The following is a 24,968-nucleotide window of genomic DNA, read 5'->3' as shown; positions in this document are numbered from 1 at the left end:
ACCAATTGTTACCCCTTTTTGCCGTCAGGTGGCGTGTTCTTCGATGATAGGTTGCAGCAGGTATAACCTAACCACAGGCGTTGGTATGACGGTGTTTCTCTTGCCATCGCCGCTAACGGAAGCCGGGTTCGGATAACGGCGAAAAAGCGCCGAGCTTGCCTGCCCGGTGTAGTTGATCGGGTGAATAGTGATCAAGCTAATAGCGATTAGGTTATACGTCTAACATTCAAGGGCTTGGGCTAACGACTTTCCCATCCACCGTGACGTTTTTAACTGCGCCGAATTTCCAGGGGGAGGTGCCGCCGCGCAAGTCACTGAAAGCGATATTATTGAACTGGCTGTTGCTCAGGTCGCTGATTGAGGCGGGCATCACGCCGCTGAGTTTCATGTTGCTGAAGAGAAACTGGCTATGCCAGATATCTTTACTGCTGTCCCCGGTGATCTCAATCGACGGGCTTGAGCCGGTACTGTCCTGCACGGTGACGTTTTTGACGGTGAAGCCATAGAAACGGGCAGGCACTTTGGCCGGGGTATAGTCGATGGTGCCGTTGTTGTCGCTGTAACTTAACGTCACGATAACCGCCTGCTTAGCCAGGTTTTTCATCGCGCTATTACGGAATACGATGCCATGTGCGCCGCCGCCAATGGCGGGAGCGCTCTTGGCTCGCAGGCCAACGTCGCTCTGGCTGATCACGTTGTTTTCCGCCAGTACATTGACAATGCCTGCGCCGGTGTTGCTGCCCATTACCACGGCACCGTGCCCGTGACGGAAATAGTTGTTGAACAACTGGGCGTTTTGCGAAGGTTCCTGCTTCTGCGCATCCTGACCCAGACCGGCGCCGAAGTTGATGCTGTCGTCTCCGGTATCAAACACACTGTTGAATACCATGATGTTTTGGCTATTGATAAATTCGACGCCGTCGCCGTTGTTGGCGTTGAAGGTCTGATGAATGACACTGTTTTCCACCACATTCCGGCTTTCCAGGAATATGATGCCGTGGTTGGCCGGATTGCGGATGGTGACATCGGCGATGTAGGCGTTTTTGACGCCGCGCAGGGTGACCAGACTGGAACGAAGCTGACTATAGGCGAGTTTGATGTCCATGCCTTTGGCGACGGCCGCCGCTACCTGGTTTTTCGCCAGAATACCGTCGTTGCTAACCTTGCTGCTATCACTCTTCACGTACTGCGGCAGGCTGTTGCCCAGTTCATCCTGGCCATCCGCGCTGCGTTTCCAGCCGTTGCCGTCAATGGCGCCTTTGCCGATGATACGGATGTTCTTGAACGTTCCGGCGGCGGAGCTGGTTTTGTCGATGGCGTTGATCAACGATGCCGGGCGCACCTGGGATGAGTAACTGTAAAGCTTGTAGGCGTCAGGGTAATCGGCCGCATTGTCGGAACCGAGCAATGTCGCACCCTGCAACAGATTCAGCGTCATGTCGCTTTTCAGCCACAGCGCGCCGGTTTTGAATACCCCGGGCGGAACGTCGATGCGGCAACCGGTCTGGCAGGCATCGATCGCCTTCTGAATCGCGCTGGTATTCAGCGTGGTGCCGTCGCCTTTAGCGCCGTATTCGGTGATGTTGATCACTTGCGGCGTGGTGGTCGTTGTGACAGTGACCTCGTTGCTGTCAGCGGAAGTCGTACCGTCGGCATACACTGTCTGTACGGTGAACTGGTAGTCGGTGTTCGCTTTCAGCCCGTCGATTTTCGCATTCTGTATCACCACCCGGTGATGGAAATTGCCGGTGTCATTTTTGTAAAACGCACTAATGTACGGTTTGGCTGGCGAGTGCAGGTCGTTATTCTGGCTGGCGAGTCCGATGGGCTGACCATTTTGGTAAATTTGGTAATCGGCGATAGCGGATGTATCTTCTGGCGCATGCCAGACTAATACCACGCTGTGGTCATCGAGGGACGGTGCAACCGCCTGTAAGGCTGGCGATGTTCGCTCACTTGTCGGTATAGCCTGAACCTGATTGCTGAACAGATACACCGACGTTATCAACACCAGGGCGTGGTGCTGCGAAAATCTCATGGCTTTCATCTGTTTTCCTTATTTTCTCGAAATTAAGTAGCTGATGAGTGTTTCATTCAGAGAGATACGCATTTTTAAGAAACTGTGTTTTATAAAAATGAGCATTGCATTCCTATTTAAGGAATTGGGCAAATAATAGACAGTGAGATAAAGAAAGGGGTAAGCAATTGTTACCCCTTTTTGCCGTCAGGTGGCGTGTTCTTCGATGATAGGTTGCAGCAGGCATAACTTAATCACAGGCGTTGGTACGACGGTGTTTCTCTTGCCATCGCCGCTAACGGAAGCCGGGTCCGGATAACGGCGAAAAAGTGCCGAGCTTGCCTGCCCGGTGTAGTTGATCGGGTGGATAGTGATCAAGCTAATAGCGATTAGGTTATACGTCTAACATTCAAGGGTTTGGGCTAACGACTTTCCCATCCACCGTGACGTTTTTAACTGCGCCGAATTTCCAGGGGGAGGTGCCGCCGCGCAAATCACTGAAAGCGATATTATTGAACTCGCTATCCTCCAGATCGCTGACGGATGCCGGCATGATGCCGCTGAGCTTCATGTCGCAGAAATTAAAATTGCTGTTCCAGACCTGTTTGTTGCTATTGCCCTCTATCTGAATCGACGGACTTATGCCAGCGCTATTCAGCACTGTGATATTTTTGACGGTAAAGTCGTAAAAATGGGCAGGTACGTCGGCCGGGGTATATACACCGCTGCCATTGACGTCCACGTAATTCAACGTGACGAAAACCGCCTGCATCGCCAGATTTGCCATCGCGTTGTTGCGGAATATCACGTGGTGCGCTCCGCCGCCGATATCTGGCGAGCTCTTGGCGCGCAGGCCGATATCCGTTTTATTCATCACGTTGTTTTCCGCCAATATATTGGCGATAGTGGCAGCGGTATGGCTACCCATAACAATGGCGCCGTGACCGCGGCTGAAGTAGTTATTGAACAGCGAGGCGTTCTGGGTCGGACTTTGTTTTTGGCCTTCCTGCCCCAAGCCCGCCGCGAAATTGATGCAGTCATCCCCGGTATCGAACACGCTATTCAATACCGTGATATCTTGACTGTTGCTGAACTCTACGCCATCACCATTGTTGGCATCAAAGGTCTGGTGAATGACACCGTTCTCGATCACGTTCTGGCTTTTCATGAACACGATGCCGTGATCGGCCGGATTACGGATAGTGATATCGGCGATGTAAACGTTGTTGGCACCGCGCAGGGTGATCAGGCTGGAACGATACTGGCTGTAAGCGGTTTTGAGGTCAATGCCTTTCGCCCGCGCCGCCGCTACCTGATTTTTCGCCAAAATGCCGTCATTATTGACGTTGGCGTTGGTACTCTTTACGTACTGAGGCAGTTTGTTGCCCAGCTCATCCTGGCCATCGGCGCTGCGTTTCCAGCCGCTGCCGTCTATAGCCCCTTTGCCGGTAATGCGGATATTCTGGAAGACCCCGCCTTTAGAGCTGGTTTTATCGGTGACGTTCAGCAGCGAGGCTGGGCGCATATCTGTTGAGCTTTTGCCAATGGTGTAACCCCCTGGATAATCTGCGGCGTTTTCCGAACCAAGCAAGGTTGCACCCGGTGACAAATTCAGTGTCATGTTGCTTTTCAGCCACAACGCACCGGTTTTGAATACCCCTGCTGGAACATTGACCTGGCAGCCGGAAGGACAGGCATTAATGGCTTTCTGGATCGCGCTGGTATTGAGCGTGGTACCGTCGCCTTTAGCGCCATACCGGGTAATGTCGATGGTTTGGGGAACCGCAGTGGTGGTGATGTCCACCGTGTTGCTATCAGCGGTAACGCTGCTGTCGGTATACACTGCACGCACGGTGAAGTGGTAATCGGTGCTGGGTTGCAGACCGTCGATCTTCGCGCTTTGTATCACGATTCGGTGTTGGAAATTACCGGTGTCGTTTTTATAAAACATGTTGATGTAGGGTTGGGCTGGCGAGTGCTGATTGCTATTCTGACTGGCGAGTCCAACAAACTGATTATCCTGGTAAATTTGATAATCGATAATATCGGATGTGTCTTCTGGCGCCTTCCAAACCAACACCACGCTGTGGTTATCGAGGGAGGGGGTAAGCGCCTGTAAGGCTGGCGGGGTTTGCTCGTTTGTTGGCATCGCCAGCGCCTGGCTGGTGAACAAGCATACAGTTGCGGTCAGCGCCAGGGCATGGCACTGAGAAAGTCTAATGGCTTTCATCTGTTTTCCTTAAATTTTTTCGAAATCAATCGGTTGGTTAGCATTCCATCCGGGATGATGTGCGAATTTTTAAGAAATCACGTTTTATAAAAATAGGTATAAGATTTCTTTATTTTTTGGAACAGCCCAAAGGATAGGCCACGGGATGAGAGGGAAGGGTAACCAATTGTTACCCTCTTTTGCTCTGGGTAGCCTTTTATGTCAGGCAGTTTTTTGCGTCAGACCGTGTGTTCTTCGATGATGAGCGGCCAGTGAACATAGCTCTGCCACAGGCTTTCCTGCGACAGGGTTTCGGTTCTCAACGGGTGTCGGTCGAGCCAGCCGGCGGGCAGAATGACACGCAGGCTTTCTCCTTCCACCCGTAGTCTGACCGCCGGCAGCGTGTCGTCGCGGCGGCGACTGGCAAAGATGATCGCCAGACGCAGCAGGCGGCAAAGCCGCTGCGCCAGATTGACCGGCAGGGCGTTTTGTTGGGTTAGCGGGATAGGGTCGATAGTGTTGCTCTGGTTTTGCAGGAGTGTCGCCAGCAATTTTTTCTGAGCGGGCGTGAAACCGGGCAGGTCGCTGTTGCGGACCAGATAGGCCGCATGCAACGGCGCCTGGCGAAAATCGACGCTCAGGCCGATTTCATGAATCAGACAGGCGCTGCCCAGTAACTCTCGACATCGACCGTCCAGCTGCCAGTCGCGCGCCACCTGCTGCAGAAAGTTGTCCGCCAGCAGCCTGACCCGCAGGGCCTGTTCGCTATCCAGCAGATAGCGGCGCTGCAGGTTTTGCAGCGTGCGGTAGCGGATGTCCTGCTCAATCGGCAGATGCAGCATGCCGTAGACCAGCCCTTCCCGCAGCGCGCCGCCCGCCAGCGTCATGGAGTCGATCTCCAGCTCCTGAAAGACAGCCAGCAGAATCGACAGCCCGCTGGGAAATACCAGCGCCCGCTCCAGCGTCAGGCCTTCAATTTCCAGCTCTTCCAGCTTGCTGCACTGAATCGCGCGCTGTTTCAACTGACGCAGTTTGCCGAGGGTGATGTATTCATCCATCCCCTGCGCCACCATGATCTCCTGCAGCGCCTGCACCGTACCGGATGCGCCGACGCAAACCTGCCAGCCTTGCTGGCGCAGGATATCTTTCACCGGACGCAGCATCTCGCGGGCGGCCTGTTCGGCGCGATCAAAATGCGCCTGAGTCAGATCGCGGTCGGTAAAATAACGCTCCAGCCAGGTGACGCAACCCATTGGCAGGCTGAATAGTTGGGTATGGTGGGCGCCGGTGCCGGTCGCCAGCTCGGTGCTGCCGCCGCCGATATCCACCACCAGCCGTTGTTCCGGCCCGCCGGTGGTATGGGCGACGCCCTGATAGATAAGCCGTGCTTCTTCTTCGCCGCTGATGACCTGAATCGGCAGACCCAGAATTTGCCGGGCTCGTTCAAGGAATTCGTCAGCGTTGGTCGCCAGTCTTAGCGTAGCCGTTGCGACGACGCGTACCTGCTGGGGCGGGATATCCTGCAACCGTTCGGAAAACAGCGCCAGACATTGCCAACCGCGCTGCATCGCTTCCGGCGAAAGGCGGTTGTTGGCATCCAGCCCGGCCGCCAGCCGGACTTTACGCTTGATGCGCGCCAGTGTCTGTACGCTGCCGGCCACTTCACGCACGACCAGCATGTGAAAGCTGTTAGACCCTAAATCGATCGCGGCATAAAGAGAAGAAGAGCTCGGCATCAGCAACTCAACCCGGTCGTTTACGGTTGTTACGGGGTGCGCCGCTGCGGCGAGGCGCGCCTGGGCGACGCGGGCCGCCGGCAGAGCGCGGACGACTCAGTCGCTTCGGCTCCGGCAGTTCGGTCAGCAGGGCTTCACTGCTGTATTTGCTCACCGGAATACGATGGCCGATGTAGTCTTCAATGGCCGGCAAATTCAACGCGTATTCTTCACAGGCCAGACTGATGGAGCAGCCGCTGGCGCCCGCGCGACCGGTACGGCCGATACGGTGTACGTAATCTTCGCAATCGTCAGGCAGGTCGTAGTTGAATACGTGGGTCACGGCCGGAATGTGTAGACCACGTGCCGCCACATCGGTCGCCACCAGAATATCCAGGTTACCCTGGGTGAAATCTTCCAGAATGCGTAGCCGTTTTTTCTGCGCCACGTCGCCGGTCAGCAGGCCGACGCGATGACCGTCGGAGGCCAGATGACCCCAGATATCTTCACAGCGGTGCTTGGTGTTGGCGAAGATGATGCAGCGATCCGGCCACTCTTCCTCGATAAGCGTTTGCAGCAGACGCATCTTCTCTTCATTGGAAGGGTAAAACAGTTCTTCCTTGATGCGGTGACCGGTTTTCTGCTCCGGTTCCACTTCGACGTATTCGGCGTTGTTCATCTGTTCGAACGCCAGTTCACGCACGCGGTAGGATAAGGTGGCGGAGAACAGCATGTTCAGACGCTGATTGGCCGACGGCATGCGGCGGAACAACCAGCGAATATCCTTGATAAAGCCGAGATCGTACATGCGATCGGCCTCATCCAGCACCACGACCTGAATGGCGCCCATATTAACGTGGTTTTGCTTGGTGTAATCGATTAAACGACCGGTGGTGCCGATCAGAATATCGACGCCGTCTTCCAGCACTTTTAGCTGTTTGTCGTAGCCGTCGCCGCCGTAAGCCAGCCCCAACCGCAGACCGGTCGCCTTCGCCAGCGCTTCGGCATCGGTATGGATCTGCACCGCCAGCTCACGGGTCGGCGCCATGATCAGGGCGCGAGGTTGATTGGTCTGACGTTCGGCGGGAGCGGGGTGAGTCAGCAAATAATGAAATGTAGACGCCAGAAACGCCAGCGTCTTGCCTGTTCCTGTTTGCGCCTGGCCCGCCACGTCACGCCCTGACAGCGTCAGCGGCAACGCCAGCGCCTGAATGGGCGTACAGTTATGAAAGCCTTTATTTTCAAGAGCTTCAATAACCTGCGGATGCAGTGCGAAGTCGGAAAACTTCTGTTCGGTTAAGTGTGTTTTGCTCATAGCGTGGTAGAATATCAGTTAACTATTGCTTTACGAAAGCGTATCCAGTGAAATAAAGTCAACCTAATAGTTGGTTAATGCTACACCAACTGGGTAGAGATAATCCTGCGGAGTAAAACATGAGCGATAAAATTATTCATCTGACAGACGACAGTTTCGAGGCGGACGTATTGCAGTCTGAACATGTGACACTGGTTGATTTCTGGGCTGACTGGTGTGGTCCCTGTAAAATGATTGCTCCGATTCTGGATGAGATCGCCGATGAGTTCGACGGTAAACTGACGGTCGCCAAGCTCAACATTGATGAAAACCCGGCTACTGCGCCGAAATACGGCATCCGCGGTATCCCGACTCTGCTGCTGTTCAAGAATGGCGAAGTCGCCGCCACCAAAGTGGGCGCGCTGTCCAAAGGCCAGTTGAAAGAGTTCCTGAACGCCAATCTGTAATCTGTCACACACTCTGTTCCCGGGCGACAGCGTACGATGAGATTTTCTCATTCTGACCGCTGGACGCCCACCGGGAAGCGTGCTAGATTCGTCAATACTGCATATCGTACTTACCTTATAGTTTGAGCCCTTAGGCTTGAGCCTGAAGTTAGAATCTAAAGCTTTATCCCGTGTCAGGATCGGAAATCATTACATTAACAGCACGTTAGTATGTCTCCGGGCCGGCAATCTGATAGTTTTACATTAATTTAGTTTTACGGTGTCTTCGATCTCTTGCCGTGTGTATGCGTAGAGTCAGCGCGATTCAGCCTGAGCAACACGGATCTCTGGTGATTGAAGGCTGTTAAGCGGCATGGATGTTCCTGCCATACCATTCACGTTAATAGTTCGAGATTTACCCCGAGTTTAAGAACCCACCATTATGAATCTTACCGAATTAAAAAATACGCCAGTGTCTGAGTTAATTACTCTTGGCGAAAATATGGGGCTGGAGAATCTGGCTCGCATGCGTAAACAGGATATTATTTTCGCTATCCTCAAGCAGCACGCGAAAAGTGGTGAAGACATCTTTGGCGATGGCGTGCTGGAAATATTGCAGGATGGTTTTGGTTTCCTCCGCTCCGCAGACAGCTCCTACCTCGCCGGCCCTGATGACATCTACGTTTCTCCCAGCCAAATCCGCCGCTTCAACCTCCGCACTGGCGACACCATTTCCGGTAAGATTCGTCCGCCGAAAGAAGGTGAACGCTATTTCGCGCTGTTGAAGGTTAATGAAGTCAACTACGACAAGCCGGAAAACGCCCGCAGCAAAATCCTGTTTGAAAACCTGACGCCGCTGCACGCCAATTCACGTCTGCGTATGGAACGCGGCAACGGTTCCACCGAAGACCTGACGGCTCGCGTACTGGATCTGGCCTCGCCGATCGGCCGCGGTCAGCGTGGCTTGATCGTGGCGCCGCCGAAAGCCGGTAAGACCATGCTGCTGCAGAACATCGCTCAGAGCATCGCTTACAATCACCCTGACTGCGTGCTGATGGTGCTGCTGATTGACGAACGTCCGGAAGAAGTGACGGAAATGCAGCGTCTGGTGAAAGGGGAAGTGGTGGCGTCGACCTTCGACGAACCGGCCTCCCGTCACGTTCAGGTCGCCGAAATGGTGATCGAGAAAGCCAAGCGTCTGGTCGAGCACAAAAAAGACGTAATTATCCTGCTGGACTCCATCACCCGTCTGGCGCGTGCTTACAACACCGTGGTGCCGGCCTCCGGCAAGGTGCTGACCGGTGGTGTCGACGCCAATGCCCTGCACCGTCCGAAACGCTTCTTCGGCGCGGCCCGTAACGTTGAAGAAGGCGGCAGCCTGACGATCATCGCCACGGCCTTGATCGATACCGGTTCGAAGATGGACGAAGTGATTTACGAAGAGTTCAAGGGCACCGGTAACATGGAACTGCACCTGTCTCGTAAGATTGCCGAGAAGCGCGTGTTCCCGGCCATCGACTACAACCGTTCCGGTACCCGTAAGGAAGAGCTGTTGACCACCTCCGAGGAACTGCAGAAAATGTGGATCCTGCGCAAGATCATCCACCCGATGGGCGAGATCGATGCGATGGAGTTCCTGATCAACAAACTGGCGATGACCAAAACCAACGACGAATTCTTCGATATGATGAAACGGTCGTAACCGGTTGAGTCTCTAAAGAAAACGCCACGACATCGTGGCGTTTTTTTTTCTGTTTCGTACGTTGTATTCTGCGCTGTTGATCTTCGGCGATGTCGGGAGCCGGACAACATCATGTTTTGTTACCCGAACGCGCAGGAACTTTCTGAAAAATTTGGTAAATTAGCACCGGCTGGTGTGATTCCCGGTAGTATTCTCTGGCACTGTTAAGCGTGAATAAATCATGATGAGTGCTCAATTAGTCGCCGTATTTTTGTGCTCTTTCTTTTCTCTGTTGCTGGCGCGCAGCGTGGCGAGAAAAACCGGTCTGGTTGATCGGCCAAACTATCGCAAACGTCATCATGGCGCGGTACCGCTGGTTGGCGGTATTTCTGTCTACATTGGCGTCTGCCTGCTGCCTGTTCTCATTTCCGAACCGATTCCCCATTTCCCGATCTACCTGATGTGTGCGGGTATGCTGGTGCTGATTGGCGTGCTGGACGATCGCTTTGATATCAGCATCGGCGTGCGGGCAGCGGTACAGGCGGCCGTGGCTATCCTGATGATGGCGCTGGCCGGCATCCTGCTACAGCGTCTGGGGTATATTCTGGGGCCGCTTTGGGATATCGGGTTGGGGCCGGTACGTTATCTCATGACGCTGTTTGTGGTGTGGACGGCCATTAACGCTTTTAACATGGTGGACGGCATTGACGGTTTGCTGGGCGGGTTGTCCTGCGTGTTGTTCGCTGGATTGGGCATCCTGCTGTATCACCACGGTAGTTTTGCGCTGGCGTTGTGGAGTTTTGCCATGATTGCCGCCATCTTGCCGTACATTTTGTTGAATCTTGAGCTCATGGGCCGACGTTATAAAGTGTTTATGGGGGATGCGGGCAGCACCATGATCGGCTTTACCGCGATCTGGCTGCTGTTGCAGAGCTCTCAAGGCGCGGATAATGCCATCAGGCCGGTGACGGCGCTGTGGGTTATCGCTATTCCGCTGATGGATATGGTGGCGATCGTCTATCGTCGGTTGCGTAAAGGCACGGGTCTGTTCTCGCCGGATCGCCAGCATATCCATCATCTGCTGATGCGGGCGGGACTGACCTCCCGTCAGGCTTGTCTGCTGATTACACTGGCCGCCGTGCTGCTGGCGGCGGTGGGGATAGCCGGCGAATGGCTGGCGGTGCCCGAGTATGTGATGCTGGCGCTGTTTTTGCTGGCGTTCGGCGGCTATGGCTACTGCATCAAGCGGGCGTGGCGGGTGGCGCGAGCCGTCCGGCGTATTCTGCGTTATTGGCGAAGTCGTCGTTATTGCGAGTAAAACGAATGGCGAGTAAACCGAATTGAATTGTGAGTGGGCCGAATTGTGAATAAACCGAATCAGGGAGCGCAATGAAACCGGAAACCTCCCCTCAGCCGATGTCGCCGGATAATGAGCTGGATATTCGCCGGCTCTGCCGGGCGCTGTGGCAAGGCAAGATGTGGATTGTCGGCTCGGCGGCGCTGTTTGCGCTGCTGGCGCTGATGTATTCCTGGCTGGCGCAGCCGGTATGGCGCACCACCGCGGTAACCGATAAACCAACGGCCGCCATGCTGTCGACATTCTTCGACCAGCAGCAGTGGCTGCGTTCGCTGGATGCGCCGACGGCGGCGATACCGGACGGCAGCGCCATTATGGCGGATGCCTACACCGAATTCACGATGCAGGCCGCCGCCTACGATACCCGGCGTGAATTCTGGCTGCAGTCTGCTTATTACCGCGCGCGCCAGAAAGGCGATGACAAGGCGGATGCCGTTCTGCTGGATGCGCTGATCAACGATATTCAGTTTATGCCGCGCGATGATGCCAAAAAAACCAACGATACCCTCAAATTGGGCGCTGATAACGCGCAAGACGCCAGCAATCTGTTGCGGCAATATGTGCAGTTCGCCAACCAGCGGGCCGTCAATCATCTGAATCAGAGTCTGGCCGGAAGCTTGGCGGCGCGCGTCCGGTTTGAACGCGCCTGGCTGCAACGCGAGGATACGGCGGCGCGAGCCGTCTATGACCGGACGCTACAGCGTTTGACGCAGGCGCTGGCTATTGCGCGCCAGCAAGGGATCGTACAACCGAAAAACGAGGCGTCGCCGCCGCTGCCCGATTCGGAATGGTTTTTACAGGGCAGCGCGCAATTGCAGGCGAGTCTGGACATGCTGAAGGCCAGCGGGCCGACGTTCGACGCCGATTACGAGCCGCGACGGGCGGCGCTGGCGATGCTTGAAAACGGGCCTGCGCTGGCGGACCGGTTCCAGACTTACCGCTATCTGCATACACCGGAAGAGCCGGTGCAGCGCGACAGCCCACGGCGCGGTTTTCTACTGTTGATGTGGGGCAGCATCGGCCTGTTGGTCGGCGCCGGGCTGGCGCTGGCGCGGCGTTCCCGCTAAGTGGGGGATGATTGGCACAGACAGTACAGTATTGATATGAATGAATGGGTTACCGTGGCGGCAAGCCGGAATAAAGAGAGTCATCAGTGAAAGTATTGACGGTTTTTGGCACTCGCCCTGAAGCGATAAAAATGGCGCCGGTGATACGGGCGATGGCTCAGGATGCTTTCTTTGAATCCAAAGTCTGTGTGACGGCGCAGCACCGCGACATGCTTGATCAGGTACTGCGCCTGTTTGAGATTGTGCCGGACTACGATCTCAATGTTATGCAGCCGGATCAGGGGCTGGTGGAGATTTCCGCCCGTATCCTCTCTGGGCTGGGGCCGGTGTTGACCCAGTTCCAGCCTGACCTAATGCTGGTGCACGGCGATACCACCACGACTCTGATGACCAGCCTGGCGGCGTTTTACCATCGTATTCCGGTCGCGCATATCGAAGCCGGCCTGCGCACCGGTAATCTGACGGCTCCGTGGCCGGAAGAAGCTAATCGCCTGCTGACCGGTCGTCTGGCGACCTATCATTTTGCGCCGACGATCACCGCGCGGCAGAATTTGCGCCGGGAGCAGGTCCCGCCGTCCCGCATCTGGGTGACGGGCAATTCGGTGATTGACGCTTTATTCTGGGTGCGGGATCTGATCGCCCGCGACGCGGCATTGCGTGACCAGTTGCAGGAAAAGTACGCCTTTCTGGAGCCGGAGCGGAAAATGATTCTGGTTACCAGCCATCGGCGGGAAAGCTTTGGCGAAGGGATGGAGCGAATTTGTCACGCGCTGGCGGCGCTCGCCCGCCATCATCCGGATATTCAGATCGTTTATCCGGTACACCGCAACCCCAACGTACTGGAGCCGGTGCAACGTATTCTCAGCGGTATCGATAACGTGTTTCTGATCGCGCCGCAGGACTATTTGCCTTTCGTCTACCTGATGAATCGCGCCTGGCTGATCCTGACGGATTCGGGAGGGATTCAGGAAGAAGCGCCTTCGCTCGGAAAACCGGTGCTGGTGATGCGGGAGACCACCGAAAGGCCGGAAGCGTTGGCCGCCGGCACCGTCCGGCTGGTGGGCACCGATACCGTGACGATTATCCGCGAGGTTTCCCAACTGCTGGCGGATGCTGCCGTTTATCAGGCGATGAGCTATGCGCATAACCCTTATGGCGACGGCTTGGCCAGCCAACGAATTCTCTCCGTTTTGAAACAACACCGGGTGACCGCATGAGTTTTAATCGCATTTGTGTGCTGGGTCTCGGGTATATCGGCCTACCGACCGCTACGCTGTTGGCCTCGCGGCAACAGTCTGTTTTTGGTGTGGATGTGAACCCGCACGTGGTGGAGAGCATCAACCGGGGCCATACTCATATTGCGGAGCCGGGACTGGCGCAGGCGGTGCAGGCGGCGGTGGCGCAAGGATATTTGCAGGCCGGCAGTCGGCCGGTATCGGCGCAGGCCTTTCTTATCGCGGTGCCGACCCCGTTAAAAGCGGACCATCGGCCTGATGTCTCGTTTGTGGAAGCCGCCGCCCTGTCGCTGGCGCCGGTGCTGAAACCGGGGGATCTGGTGATTCTGGAGTCGACGTCGCCGGTCGGTACCACCGAGCAGATGGCGCGCTGGCTGGCGCAGGCGCGGCCGGATCTGAGCTTTCCCCAGCAGGCCGGCGAGGCATCGGATATCCGCATTGCCTATTGCCCGGAACGGGTGTTGCCCGGCCGCATTATGGAAGAACTGCTCAGCCAGGATCGGGTGATTGGCGGGATGACGCCGCGTTGCTCGGCGCGGGCCAGCGAGTTGTATCGCCTGTTCCTGCTCGACGGCGAGTGTGCGATGACGGACTCGCGAACCGCTGAAATGTGCAAACTGACGGAAAACAGCTTCAGGGACGTCAATATCGCGTTCGCCAATGAGCTGTCGCTGATTTGCGCCGAACAGCAGATCGATGTGTGGGCGCTGATTCGCCTGGCTAATCGCCATCCGCGCGTCAATATTTTACAACCGGGGCCGGGCGTGGGCGGTCACTGCATCGCGGTCGATCCCTGGTTTATCGTATCGCAGCATCCGCAGCAGGCGCGTCTGATTCGCACCGCCCGCGAGGTGAATGACGCCAAGCCCCGCTGGGTGGTGGAGCAGGTGAAAGTCATGGTGGCGGAGGCGCTGGCGCAGGGAAACCAACGGGCCTGCGATCTGCGCATCGCCTGTCTGGGGCTGGCGTTCAAGCCCGATGTGGAAGATCTTCGCGAGAGTCCGGCGCTGGCGATCGCCGGGCAGATTGCCGAATGGCATGCCGGGACGACCTGGGTGGTCGAGCCTCATATCCGGCAGTTACCGCCTGGCTTGCAGGAAAAAGCCGGGCTGGTGAATATCGATCGGGCGCTGAGTGAAGCGGACGTCCTGGTTTTGCTGGTGGATCACCGGCAGTTCAGGGCGATTGCCCCTGAACAGGTGGCGCAACGTTGGGTGGTGGACACCAAAGGCGTCTGGCGGTGAAGGCGACGTGGTGACGGCTGTGGATTCTGCGTTAACCGGAGTGACCTATGCCTGTTCGTGCTGAGATTGAACCTCTGGTCTGGGAAAGCGATTTTTTTCAGCGTATCAGCGGGCGGTTGAGTTTTCAGGAGACCGCACCGCCGTTAACCCTCGCCGATCTGGATCGCTATGAGTTATGCCAGGCTAAGCTGGCGGCCAACGATCTGGCGACGGCGGATGCGCTATCGGCGCTGGGGTTTCGGCTGGCGGAAGGCGAGATGGATTTCAGTATGCCGGTCGTGCCTGTCGCCCGGGCCATGTTCGCCGTTGGCGTGCGGGAGGCGGAGGCAGGGGATATTCCGGCGCTGTGCGCGGCGGCGACAAAAAGTTTTGTGCTGAGCCGGTTCCGGGCACCGTGGTATGGCCCGGACGATTGTGGCCGTTTTTATGCGCGTTGGGTGGAAAAAGCGGTGTATGGCACCTTTGACGATGCCTGTCTGGTGATGGGCGGTCAGGGCTTGCCGTTGCAGGGGTTTGTTACGTTGCGCCAGACGTCGCCCAGCACCGCGCGTATCGGCGTGTTGTCCGCCTGGCCGGGTATGACCGGGCAAGGGATTGGTCAGCGGCTGATGCAGGTGGCGCGGGTCTGGTGTCAGCAGCGCGGCATTCGCCGGTTGACGGTGGCGACCCAGACCAGCAATCTGGCGGCGTTACGCCTCTACCTGCGCAGCGGCGCGCGGGTGGAGAGCACGGCCTACTGGTTTTATCGATAATGGTTTATCGATAATGGCTCTACCGATGATGATTCTGCAGGTGACGACATGATTCCTTTTAACTCGCCGCCGGTGGTGGGATCAGAACTGGAATATATGCAGGCTGCGATGCGCAGCGGCAAGCTCAGCGGCGACGGCGCTTTTACCCGTCGCTGTCAGCAGTGGCTGGAACGTTATTCGGGCAGTTGCAAGGTACTGCTGACGCCTTCCTGCACCGCGTCGCTGGAAATGGCGGCGTTGTTGCTGAACATCCAGCCCGGCGACGAAGTCATCATGCCGAGCTACACCTTTGTCTCCACCGCCAACGCTTTCGTGCTGCGCGGCGCTACCATCGTGTTTGTCGACATCCGGCCGGATACCCTCAATCTTGACGAAAACCGCATCGAAGCCGCGATTACGAACAAGACCCGCGCGATTGTGGTGGTGCATTACGCCGGGGTGGGCTGCGACATGAACGCCGTCATGGCGCTGGCGCAGCAACACGGGTTGTTTGTGGTGGAAGATGCGGCGCAGGGGATGATGTCGCGCTATCAGGAGCGGCCGCTGGGCGCCATCGGCCATATCGGTTGTTTCAGTTTCCACGAAACCAAGAATTACACCGCGGGCGGTGAAGGCGGCGCTACGCTGATCAACGCCCCCGAGCTGGCGGAGCGGGCCGAGATTATCCGCGAGAAAGGCACCAACCGTAGCCAGTTCTTTCGTGGGCAGGCGGATAAATATACCTGGCGCGACATCGGCTCCAGTTATCTGATGGCGGATATTCAGGCCGCTTATCTGTGGGGGCAACTGGAAGCGGCGCAGCGCATTCATGAGCGGCGCCTGATGTTATGGCAACACTATGCGCGCGCGTTCGCGCCGCTGGCGGCGGCAGGCCGGGTGACGTTGCCGGTGATCCCGGCGGACTGTCGCCACAATGGCCACCTGTTTTTCCTGCGCCTGCGAAATGAAGCGGAACGTTCAGCGTTCATCAGCCATATGAAAGAAGCGGAGATCCTGACGGTGTTCCACTATATTCCATTGCATTCCAGCCCGGCTGGCCGGCAGTTTGGCCGTTTTGTCGGTGAAGACCGTCATACCACGCGGGAAAGCGAACGGTTGGTGCGTCTGCCGCTGTTCTACAACCTGTCTGACCTTGATCAGCGTACCGTCATCAATTCGGCGCTGAGTTTCTTTTCCTGATGTCGCTGGCGCGCGCCTCGTTATGGACGGCTGCCTCCACGCTGGTCAAAATCGGCGCGGGGCTGGCGGTCATCAAACTGCTGGCGGTGACGTTCGGCCCGGAAGGCGTCGGGCTGGCCGGGAACTACCGTCAGTTGATCACCGTACTGGGCGTAATGGCCGGCGCGGGCATCGCCAACGGCGTAACCCGCGCGGTGGCCGCCGCCCCGCCCGATGCCAACCGCCCCGGCCCGTTGCTGGGGACGGCGGTATCGCTGTCGATGGGTTGCTCGCTGCTGTTGACGCTGGCGTTGTGGCTGCTGGCTGCGCCGCTGTCGCGCCTGCTGTTCGGTGATGACGCCTACCAGCCTGCCATCCGTGCGCTGGCCTGGCTGCAACTGGGCATCGCGGGCGCCAGCCTGCTGCTGGCTATTCTGAAAGGTTATCAGGATGCACGGGGCAACGCGCTGGCCGTTATGGCCGGCAGTCTGCTGGGGGCGGTGGCGTACGGCGTCAGCGTGTGGCTTGGGGCGTATACCGGCGCGTTGGTGGGATTGGCGCTGATGCCGGCGCTGACGTGCGTGCCCGCGCTGATACTGTTGTTCCGGCGAACGCCATTAGGTTTGCAAGCGCTCACACCTGATTGGTCGTGGCCGCTGGCCGGTCAGTTAACCCGTTTTAGTCTGATGACGTTGATCACCGCCGTAACGCTGCCGGTGGGTTACGTGATGATGCGAAATCTGCTGGCGACCCATTACTCCTGGCAGGAAGTGGGGGTGTGGCAGGGGGTCACCACCATTTCTGATGCCTGGCTGCAATTCATTACCGCGTCATTCACGGTTTATTTGCTGCCTGCGTTGGCGCGCCTGCAGGATAAACGCGCGGTCCGGCGTGAGATTCTCAGCGCGTTGCGGTTTGTGTTGCCGGTGGCTACCGCGGTAGGCGTAGCTATCTGGCTGTGGCGCGATGTGGCGATCCGCTTACTGTTTTCCAGCGCGTTTTCGGCCATGCGTGACCTGTTTGCCTGGCAGCTGGCAGGCGATGTATTGAAAGTAGGCGCTTACGTTTTTGGTTACCTGGTGGTTGCCAGAGCCTCGCTGCGCTTCTATTTGCTGGCTGAGCTCGGCCAGTTTCTGCTGCTGACCGGATTTTCCCGCTGGCTGATTCCATTGCATGGCGCGCTGGGCGCGTCGCAGGCGTATCTGGCAACCTATGCGGTCTATTTTCTGCTGTGTTGCGGCGTTTTCATTCTGTACTGCAGGCGAGCATGACCACACTTATTCACGTTCTGGGGGCGGATATTCCCCACCATAATCAGACGGTGCTGCGTTTCTTTAATGATACGCTGGCGCCGTCGCTGCCGTCGCATCAGGTACGGCGGTTTATGGTCGTCTCGGCGGCTGAACTCTCCGGGCATGCCTATCCGGCGTTGCAGATAGCGCGTTTCGCTGACCAGAAAGCACTGGCGCGTGCCGTGGTGGTGCAGGCGCGTGAAGATCGATCGGTCCGTTTCTTTTTTCACGGCCAGTTTAACCCCTGGCTGTGGCTGGCGTTGCTGTGCGGCGGTATCAGCACGACGCAGGCGTACTGGCACATCTGGGGCGCGGACCTGTATGAGGAAGCCCGCGGCTGGAGATACCGCTGGTTTTACCGTCTGCGACGGCTGGCGCAGCGGCGGGTCGCTCGGGTGTTCGCCACCCGCGGCGACATCGACTATTTCCGGCGGCGATATCCGGCCGCGGCGACGTCGCTGCTCTATTTCCCCACCCGCATGAGCCTGCATGCGGCGAGTCCACATGAAAAAGCGCCGGACGCGCTGCTGACTATTCTGGTCGGCAACTCCGGCGATCGCAGCAACCGCCATCTGGCGGCGCTTGATGCCATTCATCGTCAGTTTGGCGTGCAGGCGCGGGTGATCGTGCCGATGGGGTATCCGGCCGGCAACCATGCCTACATTGAGCAGGTGGCGCAGCACGGGCTGGCGTTGTTCGGCGCTGACCGTTGCCGGGTGTTGCGTGAATCACTGGCGTTCGATGACTATCTGGCGTTGCTGCGCACCTGCGATCTCGGCTACTTCCTGTTTCACCGCCAGCAGGGGATTGGCACCCTGTGTTTGCTGATCCAACTGGGCGTACCGTTCGTCATCAGTCGTCATAACCCGTTCCGGCTTGATTTGTCGCAACAGCGCCTGCCGGTGCTGCTTGGCGAGGAGACGCTGAATCAGGCGATGGTGCGTGACGCCCGCGAGCAACTGGCGCACATCGATACCCGGCAGATTGCGTTCTTCAGCCCCGGCTATGAACAAGGGTGGCGGCAGGCGTTGTCACTGGTGGCGGGAGACTGTGATGACTGAGTGGGCGTTTTTCGGGTTGTGGCTGGTTTGGCTGGGCGGTGGCGGCGTGGTGCTGTGGCTGAGCGGGCGTGAATTCCGCCGCTGGCGTTTCAACTTCAACGTGTTGTTTTCCCTGTTGTATCTGCTGACGTTCTATTTCGGCTTTCCGTTAACCGCCTTACTGACATTTCGCTTCGGGGTGGAGACGGCCTCACCGCTGAACCTGCTGCTGGCGCTGCTGTCCGCCACGGCGTTTTACGTCATTTATTATGTCAGTTATAAAACCCGGCTGCGGTCCGCGCCGCCGGTATCACGCCCATTGCCGTTGACCATGACGCGGCTGGAAGCGCTTCTCACCGCTGGATTGCTGGCGCTGGTGGCGCTGGTGACCGCAGCAGTGTTCTTTGCCAACAATGGCCTGTTGTTGTTCAAACTCAGCTCCTATAGCCAGATTTTCTCTCGCGACGTCGCCGGCGTCGCCCTGAAGCGCTTCTTCTACTTCTTTATTCCCGCCATGCTGATGTGGTATTTCCTGCACCAGACCCGGCGAGCCTGGTTGATTTTCCTGCTGACGACCGTCGCGTTTGGTGGGTTGACCTACCTACTGGTGGGCGGCACCCGTGCCAATATCATCATCGCCTTCGCCCTGTTTCTGTTTATTGGCCTGCAACGCGGTTGGATTGCCTGGTGGATGCTGGCGGCGGCGGGCGGCGGCGGTATCGTGGCGATGTTCTGGCTGGCGCTCAAGCGCTACGGTCTGGACGTACAGGGCGAAGAGGCGTTCTACACCTTTTTGTATCTGACGCGGGATACCTTTTCGCCGTGGGAAAATCTGGCCATGCTATGGCAACATCTCGACCAGATCACGCTACAGGGGTTGGCGCCCATCGTACGGGATTTCTATGTCTTTATTCCCGCCTGGCTGTGGCCGGATCGACCGGCGCTGGTGCTTAACAGCGCCAACTATTTCACCTGGGAAGTGCTGAATTATCATGCCGGGCTGGCGATATCGCCGACCTTGCTCGGTTCGCTGCTGATCATGGACGGACCGCTGCTGATTCCGGCCGGCGCGGTCGCGGTCGGGTTGCTTATCAAAGGGTTTGATGGCCTTTACCACTATGGGCGGCAGGCGGAAAACCGCTATCTGTCCGCCGTGTTGCAGGCGTTCTGCTTTGGCGCGGTTTTTAACCTGATCGTGCTGGTGCGTGAAGGGCTGGATGCGTTTGTCTCACGGGTGGTGTTTTTCTGTCTGGTTTTCGCTGTCTGCCTGCTGGCGGCTAAATTGCTGTACTGGCTGTTGTTGCGCGCCGGCGCGGTTGCCGCCCGCGCGCCATCTCAAGGAGAAACGGAATGAATGATGCACAGCCGCAGTACCGCATTCGCGGCATCCCGGTGCAGGGTTTTCGGGACATGGACCAGTGTGTGTCGGCGCTGTTTGCGGGCGGCTCGCCGCACCCGGGAACGCTGATTGCCATTAATGCCGAAAAGGTGATGGCCGCCGACCGCGATGCGTCGCTGCGTGAACTGATGTTGCAGGAGGGAAATTGCAACTATGCCGACGGCATCAGCGTGGTGTGTTCCATTCGCCGCAAATATCCGGGCGCTCAGGTGCAGCGTATCGCCGGCGCCGATCTGTGGGAGGCGCTGATGCAGCGCGCCGGGCAGTTGGGAACGCCGGTGTTTCTGCTCGGTGGTAAACCGGCGGTGCTGGCGGAAACCGAGCGCAAGCTGCGTGAGCAGTGGCAGGTCAACATTGTCGGAACGCAGGACGGTTATTTCGCGCCGGAACAGCGTCAGGCGGTATTGGAACGCGTGCGCGACAGTGGCGCGCAACTGGTGACGGTGGCACTGGGGTCGCCGCGGCAGGAGTTGTTGATGCGTGATTGCCGTCGGCTGTATCCCGCCGCGCTTTATATGGGCGTGGGCGGTACTTACGATGTGTTTACCGGGCAGGTCAAACGCGCGCCGCCGGCGTGGCGGCGTTACGGGGTGGAATGGTTGTACCGCTTGCTGACGCAACCCAGCCGTTTTCGCCGCCAGTTCAAACTGTTGCGCTATCTGGTCTGGCATTTCGGCGGCAAACTCTAGGCGCGTTTCAATACGGTGCTGGCTGGTATGGCGACGGCGGCCTGGCTTCGCGCTTGCTGCCCGTCGTACCACTTTTTTTACCGCTTTATCGTTGTGATCAAGGTCTGCCTGCGCTGTTTATTTCATCATGTCCGGGTACAGGAAGGGTAGGAATCCGGTTTGCATTGCGGTATCTTCTCGGCCGTTTTTCCGGTCGGGGAGCGGTAATGCTTTGCCGGGAGAGAGCCGGTATACCCATGTGAAACATGACGGGTATAAAACAATAACGCTTTTGATGCCGGCGTAAAAAGGAACCATTAAAGACAGAGGTTATATGGTAAATATAGAAAAACAAGACAAGCTCCACCGTGGGCTGGAAGCGCGACATATCGAGCTTATCGCGCTGGGCGGCACCATCGGCGTGGGCTTGTTCATGGGGGCGGCCAGCGCCCTGAAATGGGCCGGGCCGTCCGTGCTGCTGGCCTATATCGTGGCAGGCATTTTTGTGTTCTTCATCATGCGGTCGATGGGGGAAATGCTGTTTTTGGAACCGGTGACCGGTTCGTTCGCGGTTTACGCCCACAATTACCTGAGTCCGTTCTTCGGCTATCTCACGGCGTGGGGGTATTGGTTTATGTGGATGGCGGTCGGCATTTCGGAAATTACCGCCATCGGCGTGTATGTGCAGTACTGGTTCCCGACCTTGCCGCAGTGGATACCGGCGATCGGCGCCGTGGCGCTGGTGGCGGCGGCCAATCTGGCGGCGGTGCGGCTGTATGGTGAAATCGAGTTCTGGTTCTCGATGATCAAGATCACCACCATTGTGGTGATGATTGTGGTGGGCGTCGGCATCATTTTCTTCGGCATCGGCAACCACGGCCAAGCCACCGGTTTTGTTAACCTGACCGAGCATGGCGGTTTCCTGGCGGGCGGCTGGAAAGGGCTGCTGTTTGCGCTCTGTCTGGTGGTGGCCTCCTATCAGGGGGTGGAACTGGTCGGCATTACCGCTGGTGAAGCCCGCAACCCGCAGGTGACGCTGAAGCGGGCGATCAACAATATCCTGTGGCGTATCCTGATTTTCTATGTCGGCGCCATTTTCGTGATTGTGACCATTTTCCCGTGGAATGAGATCGGCACGTCCGGCAGCCCGTTTGTGCTGACCTTCGCCAAAATCGGTATCACCGCTGCGGCAGGCATCATCAACTTCGTGGTGCTGACGGCGGCGTTGTCCGGTTGCAATAGCGGCATGTACAGCTGCGGGCGTATGCTCTATTCGCTGGCCAACAACCGTCAGTTGCCGGCGGCGCTGGGCCGGGTGACGGCGGGCGGCGTGCCGGCTATTGGGGTGATGGTGTCCATCCTGTGCCTGGTGGCCGGTTCGGCGCTGAATTACCTTATCCCCAATCCGGAAAAAGTGTTCGTGTACGTGTACAGCGCCAGCGTGCTGCCGGGGATGATTCCCTGGTTTGTGGTGCTGATAAGCCAGTTGCGTTTCCGTCAGCAGCATCAGTCGGCGCTCGCTGGCCATCCGTTCAAGTCGATCCTGTTCCCGTGGGTGAACTACCTGACGATGGCGTTTCTGCTCTGCGTGCTGGTCGGGATGTACATCAATGAGGACACGCGTATGTCGCTGGTGGTCGGCGGTATTTTCCTGGCCGCGGTCAGCTTGTTTTACGTTGTGCTGGGGCTCGGTAAAAAACAGCCGGAAATGCAAACGGAAGCCGAGTAATCGCGGCTAACGGCGGGTGGTGACGGTGGATTGAAGCGGGTTTTGAGCTCAAATGAGCAAAGCATAAGCAAACGCATCATTTCTGTGAAAAAGCACTGGACAGGCCCATATTAAATCCGTACTATCCCCACCCGCAACGGCGCTATGCGCCCGTAGCTCAGCTGGATAGAGCGCTGCCCTCCGGAGGCAGAGGTCTCAGGTTCGAATCCTGTCGGGCGCACCATTAAATTGAGTGCGGGAGCTGCGGAGGTACTTATTACCCCGTAAGTTGAGTACTGGAATACGTAGTAAAGCAGTGGTATATGGTGGCTATAGCTCAGTTGGTAGAGCCCTGGATTGTGATTCCAGTTGTCGTGGGTTCGAGTCCCATTAGCCACCCCAAATTTTAAAGTTTGTGACAGGCGAAGGTGGCGGAATTGGTAGACGCGCTAGCTTCAGGTGTTAGTGTCCTTCGGACGTGAGGGTTCAAGTCCCTCTCTTCGCACCACACAAACAACAGCAGTAATGTACGTGTTCTAAATCGGGATCGGCGAGTAGCGCAGCTTGGTAGCGCAACTGGTTTGGGACCAGTGGGTCGGAGGTTCGAATCCTCTCTCGCCGACCATCCTATTCTTAAGAAACGGCAGCCCAAATGGGCTGCCGTTTTTTTTATGGTTTTTCCCGCCGGATTTGCTTTCCACCGCTGACTGGTGTATTACGTCGAATTGAATTTTTATTCATGATTATTGCATTTAAATGGAGAGTGCTATGTCAATCATCGATCCGGTTGAAAAACAGTTTGCCGCCTACAACGCCCATGACCTGACCGCTTTTGTCGCCTGTTTCCACGACGACTTCCGGGCTTACCGCATGCCATCCGAAAACTCGTCCATGGAGGGAAAAGCCGCGCTGGAAACCTTCTATCGCGACCACCGGTTCAATAACCCGGCGCTGCGAGCCGAGCTGGTGTCCCGCACGGTGCTGGGTAACCATGTTTTTGATCATGAAAAGATTTACGGCATAGAACCTGAACCGATCGAAAGCATCGCGGTGTTTGAAGTCAAAGACGGATTGATTGCGACGGCATGGTTCTATTTTGCGTAATTATGCGAATGCGGTGGCGTTCGCAGTGTATAAAAAAGACCGCTCCGGCGGTCTTTTTTATAACAGTAAGCCTCAGTCAGCCGAACGCGCTTTTGACGTGGCGTTATGTTGACAACGCATTGACCGGCGGCACCCGGCCAGCCCAGGGTTGCGCCTGCTCCAGCTGTGCCGCCAGCGCCAGCAGCGTGTTTTCGTCGCCAAAGCGGGCGGCGAAATGAGAGCCGATCGGCAGGCCCCCCGGCGTCCAGTAAAGCGGCACTGACATCGCCGGTTGTCCGGTGGCGTTGAATAGCGCGGTAAACGGGCAATAACGGTGGAAGCCTTCAATGATATCGTCCACGGTGAGCCGATCGTCAAACGCATCCAGTGTGCCGATCGGCGTCGGTTCACGAGTCAGCGTCGGCGTCAGGATCAGATCATAATCCTGCATGAATCCGGCAAACTGTCGGCCTAGCGCATGCATGGCGTTAACCGCCGCCACGTATTCGACGCCAGACTGACGGCCGCGTTCACGTAACATGACCCGAGTTCTGGGCTCCAGTTCTTCCGGCCTGACCGGCGCTCCCCGCATATGGCCGAGCAGATCGACGTATTCCTGCGTGTTGACGCTGATAATGGTAAAGGCATCGCTGAAGAATTTTTCCGCCGTCACCGGGAGCGTCGCCACATCGACCTGGTGGCCCAGGCGTTCGCACAGCCTGGCGGTGTGCCGGACGGCGCTTAGCGCTTGTTCGCTGGTAACCCAGGGGGAGAGATGTTCGACCAGCGCGATACGCAGTGTGCGGGCAGGGCGTGACAGCGCCGCCATGAAAGGTTCGCTTTGGTATGGCGCGGCGTAAGGCGCGCCTGCGTCGGCCCCTGACGCGATATCCAGCAGCGCAGCGCTGTCGCGTACCGAGAGCGTCACTGCATGGGGTGCGCCCATCCCTGCCCAGCCTTCGCCTGCCAGCGGCCCGCTTGGCATTCGCCCCCGGGTCGGTTTCAGCCCGAAGACGCCGCAGCAGGATGCCGGCACCCGCAGTGAACCGCCGCCGTCATTGCCGTGGGCGAACGGCACCACGCGAGCCGCTACCAGCGCACCAGCGCCGCCGCTGGAGCCTCCGGCGCTGTGTTGCGTATTCCACGGGTTACGGGTGGCGCCGAAGCGGGTGGATTCGGTGGTGTAGGAAGAACCAAACTCCGGCGACGTAGATGTACCGACAATCAGGATGCCCGCTTTGCGATAGCGCCGCATCATTTCATCGTCGAGTCCGGGATATGTTTCGCCCGGTGCCAGCGAACCGTTGGTCATTCTTGCTTCTTTCACCGCGGTAAACAGGTCTTTGACCAGCGTAGGAACGCCTGCCAGCGCGCCGCCCTGAGCGATCTCCATCGTGCGGGCGGCGTGTCGGGCGCTGTCGTAAAGCGGTTCGGCCACCGCATTGAGGCTGGGGTTGACTTGTTCCAGACGTTCAATCACGGCTTCAACCAGTTCCGCAGGCTTGACTTCGCCGCATGTCACCAAACCGGCCAGCCCGACGCCATCCTGTGTGTCCAGTAACTGATGGATGTGTTTCACGTAACGCCTCCTTATGTATCTGAC

Annotated in this window: 19 protein-coding genes and 4 tRNA genes; 18 read left to right on the top strand and 5 right to left on the bottom strand. The window is 57.5% G+C overall.

Annotation, left to right across the window (positions count from 1 at the left end; translation table 11 throughout):
* Positions 1-226: 226 nt before the first annotated feature.
* The 4 genes from pehW to rhlB all read right to left on the bottom strand — a co-directional run bounded on the left by pehW (position 227) and on the right by rhlB (position 7,256).
* Positions 227-2,047 carry a polygalacturonase PehW gene (gene pehW, locus DDA898_RS20175; RefSeq protein ID WP_038912176.1) on the bottom strand — a complete coding sequence of 607 codons (1,821 nt, stop codon included), beginning with the start codon at positions 2,045-2,047 and terminating at the stop codon, positions 227-229.
* Positions 2,048-2,426: 379 nt separating this feature from the next.
* Positions 2,427-4,247: a glycosyl hydrolase family 28 protein gene (locus DDA898_RS20170; RefSeq protein WP_038912175.1), complete on the bottom strand. Its 1,821-nt coding sequence runs from the start codon at positions 4,245-4,247 to the stop codon at positions 2,427-2,429.
* Positions 4,248-4,465: 218 nt separating this feature from the next.
* Positions 4,466-5,962, bottom strand: coding sequence for an exopolyphosphatase (ppx, locus tag DDA898_RS20165; RefSeq protein WP_038912671.1), 1,497 nt, complete (start codon positions 5,960-5,962; stop codon positions 4,466-4,468).
* A gap of 7 nt (positions 5,963-5,969) precedes the next feature.
* Positions 5,970-7,256, bottom strand: coding sequence for an ATP-dependent RNA helicase RhlB (gene rhlB, locus DDA898_RS20160; RefSeq protein ID WP_013319860.1), 1,287 nt, complete (start codon positions 7,254-7,256; stop codon positions 5,970-5,972).
* A 119-nt stretch (positions 7,257-7,375) separates the two neighbouring features.
* Here rhlB and trxA point away from each other — a divergent pair, with 119 nt between their 5' ends.
* From trxA to DDA898_RS20070, 18 genes are all read left to right on the top strand, one after another.
* Entirely contained in the window at positions 7,376-7,702 is a 327-nt protein-coding gene (gene trxA, locus DDA898_RS20155; protein WP_038912174.1) for a thioredoxin TrxA, read from the top strand.
* 421 nt (positions 7,703-8,123) lie between these two features.
* Entirely contained in the window at positions 8,124-9,383 is a 1,260-nt protein-coding gene (gene rho, locus DDA898_RS20150) for a transcription termination factor Rho (RefSeq protein ID WP_012886501.1), read from the top strand.
* A 223-nt stretch (positions 9,384-9,606) separates the two neighbouring features.
* Complete coding sequence (gene wecA, locus DDA898_RS20145; RefSeq protein ID WP_038912670.1) at positions 9,607-10,680, top strand: UDP-N-acetylglucosamine--undecaprenyl-phosphate N-acetylglucosaminephosphotransferase; 1,074 nt, start codon at positions 9,607-9,609, stop codon at positions 10,678-10,680.
* Positions 10,681-10,751: 71 nt separating this feature from the next.
* Positions 10,752-11,786, top strand: a complete 1,035-nt coding sequence (gene wzzE / locus DDA898_RS20140; protein ID WP_038912173.1) for an ECA polysaccharide chain length modulation protein — start codon at positions 10,752-10,754, stop codon at positions 11,784-11,786.
* An 86-nt stretch (positions 11,787-11,872) separates the two neighbouring features.
* The gene (wecB, locus tag DDA898_RS20135; RefSeq protein ID WP_038912172.1) at positions 11,873-13,003 is read left to right on the top strand and encodes a non-hydrolyzing UDP-N-acetylglucosamine 2-epimerase; all 1,131 of its coding nucleotides are present in this window, start codon (positions 11,873-11,875) and stop codon (positions 13,001-13,003) included.
* Positions 13,000-14,265, top strand: coding sequence for a UDP-N-acetyl-D-mannosamine dehydrogenase (gene wecC, locus DDA898_RS20130; protein ID WP_038912170.1), 1,266 nt, complete (start codon positions 13,000-13,002; stop codon positions 14,263-14,265). The genes wecB and wecC overlap by 4 nt, the downstream gene beginning before the upstream one ends.
* A gap of 47 nt (positions 14,266-14,312) precedes the next feature.
* Entirely contained in the window at positions 14,313-15,017 is a 705-nt protein-coding gene (gene rffC / locus DDA898_RS20125) for a dTDP-4-amino-4,6-dideoxy-D-galactose acyltransferase (protein WP_038912169.1), read from the top strand.
* Between the two features lie 48 nt (positions 15,018-15,065).
* Positions 15,066-16,196 carry a dTDP-4-amino-4,6-dideoxygalactose transaminase gene (gene rffA, locus DDA898_RS20120; RefSeq protein ID WP_038912168.1) on the top strand — a complete coding sequence of 377 codons (1,131 nt, stop codon included), beginning with the start codon at positions 15,066-15,068 and terminating at the stop codon, positions 16,194-16,196.
* Positions 16,196-17,446: a lipid III flippase WzxE gene (wzxE, locus tag DDA898_RS20115; RefSeq protein WP_038912167.1), complete on the top strand. Its 1,251-nt coding sequence runs from the start codon at positions 16,196-16,198 to the stop codon at positions 17,444-17,446. The genes rffA and wzxE overlap by 1 nt, the downstream gene beginning before the upstream one ends.
* A complete protein-coding gene (locus DDA898_RS20110; RefSeq protein WP_038912166.1) occupies positions 17,443-18,528 on the top strand; it encodes a TDP-N-acetylfucosamine:lipid II N-acetylfucosaminyltransferase in 1,086 nt (361 codons plus the stop codon). Before wzxE ends, DDA898_RS20110 begins: the two co-directional genes overlap by 4 nt.
* A complete protein-coding gene (gene wzyE / locus DDA898_RS20105) occupies positions 18,521-19,861 on the top strand; it encodes an ECA oligosaccharide polymerase (RefSeq protein ID WP_038912165.1) in 1,341 nt (446 codons plus the stop codon). Before DDA898_RS20110 ends, wzyE begins: the two co-directional genes overlap by 8 nt.
* Positions 19,858-20,595 (top strand): lipopolysaccharide N-acetylmannosaminouronosyltransferase, encoded by a 738-nt coding sequence (gene wecG, locus DDA898_RS20100; RefSeq protein ID WP_038912163.1) that lies wholly within the window; start codon positions 19,858-19,860, stop codon positions 20,593-20,595. The genes wzyE and wecG overlap by 4 nt, the downstream gene beginning before the upstream one ends.
* Positions 20,596-20,908: 313 nt before the next feature.
* The gene (thrP, locus tag DDA898_RS20095) at positions 20,909-22,303 is read left to right on the top strand and encodes a bifunctional threonine/serine APC transporter ThrP (RefSeq protein WP_038912162.1); all 1,395 of its coding nucleotides are present in this window, start codon (positions 20,909-20,911) and stop codon (positions 22,301-22,303) included.
* Positions 22,304-22,449: 146 nt separating this feature from the next.
* Positions 22,450-22,526: transfer RNA gene (locus tag DDA898_RS20090), tRNA-Arg, on the top strand.
* Positions 22,527-22,608: 82 nt separating this feature from the next.
* A tRNA-His gene (locus DDA898_RS20085) sits at positions 22,609-22,684 on the top strand.
* Between the two features lie 20 nt (positions 22,685-22,704).
* A tRNA-Leu gene (locus DDA898_RS20080) sits at positions 22,705-22,790 on the top strand.
* A 40-nt stretch (positions 22,791-22,830) separates the two neighbouring features.
* A tRNA-Pro gene (locus DDA898_RS20075) sits at positions 22,831-22,907 on the top strand.
* A gap of 143 nt (positions 22,908-23,050) precedes the next feature.
* Positions 23,051-23,386 carry a nuclear transport factor 2 family protein gene (locus tag DDA898_RS20070; protein ID WP_038912161.1) on the top strand — a complete coding sequence of 112 codons (336 nt, stop codon included), beginning with the start codon at positions 23,051-23,053 and terminating at the stop codon, positions 23,384-23,386.
* A gap of 103 nt (positions 23,387-23,489) precedes the next feature.
* On the opposite strand, the gene DDA898_RS20065 is transcribed toward DDA898_RS20070, so the two are convergent.
* Complete coding sequence (locus DDA898_RS20065; RefSeq protein WP_038912160.1) at positions 23,490-24,944, bottom strand: amidase; 1,455 nt, start codon at positions 24,942-24,944, stop codon at positions 23,490-23,492.
* Between the last annotated feature and the right edge of the window lie 24 nt (positions 24,945-24,968).

Source organism: Dickeya dadantii NCPPB 898 (assembly GCF_000406145.1).
In the GTDB taxonomy this organism is placed as follows: Bacteria; Pseudomonadota; Gammaproteobacteria; order Enterobacterales; family Enterobacteriaceae; genus Dickeya; species Dickeya dadantii.
Note: the sequence above shows the minus strand (reverse complement) of the source record. Positions and strands in the feature narration are given on the sequence as shown.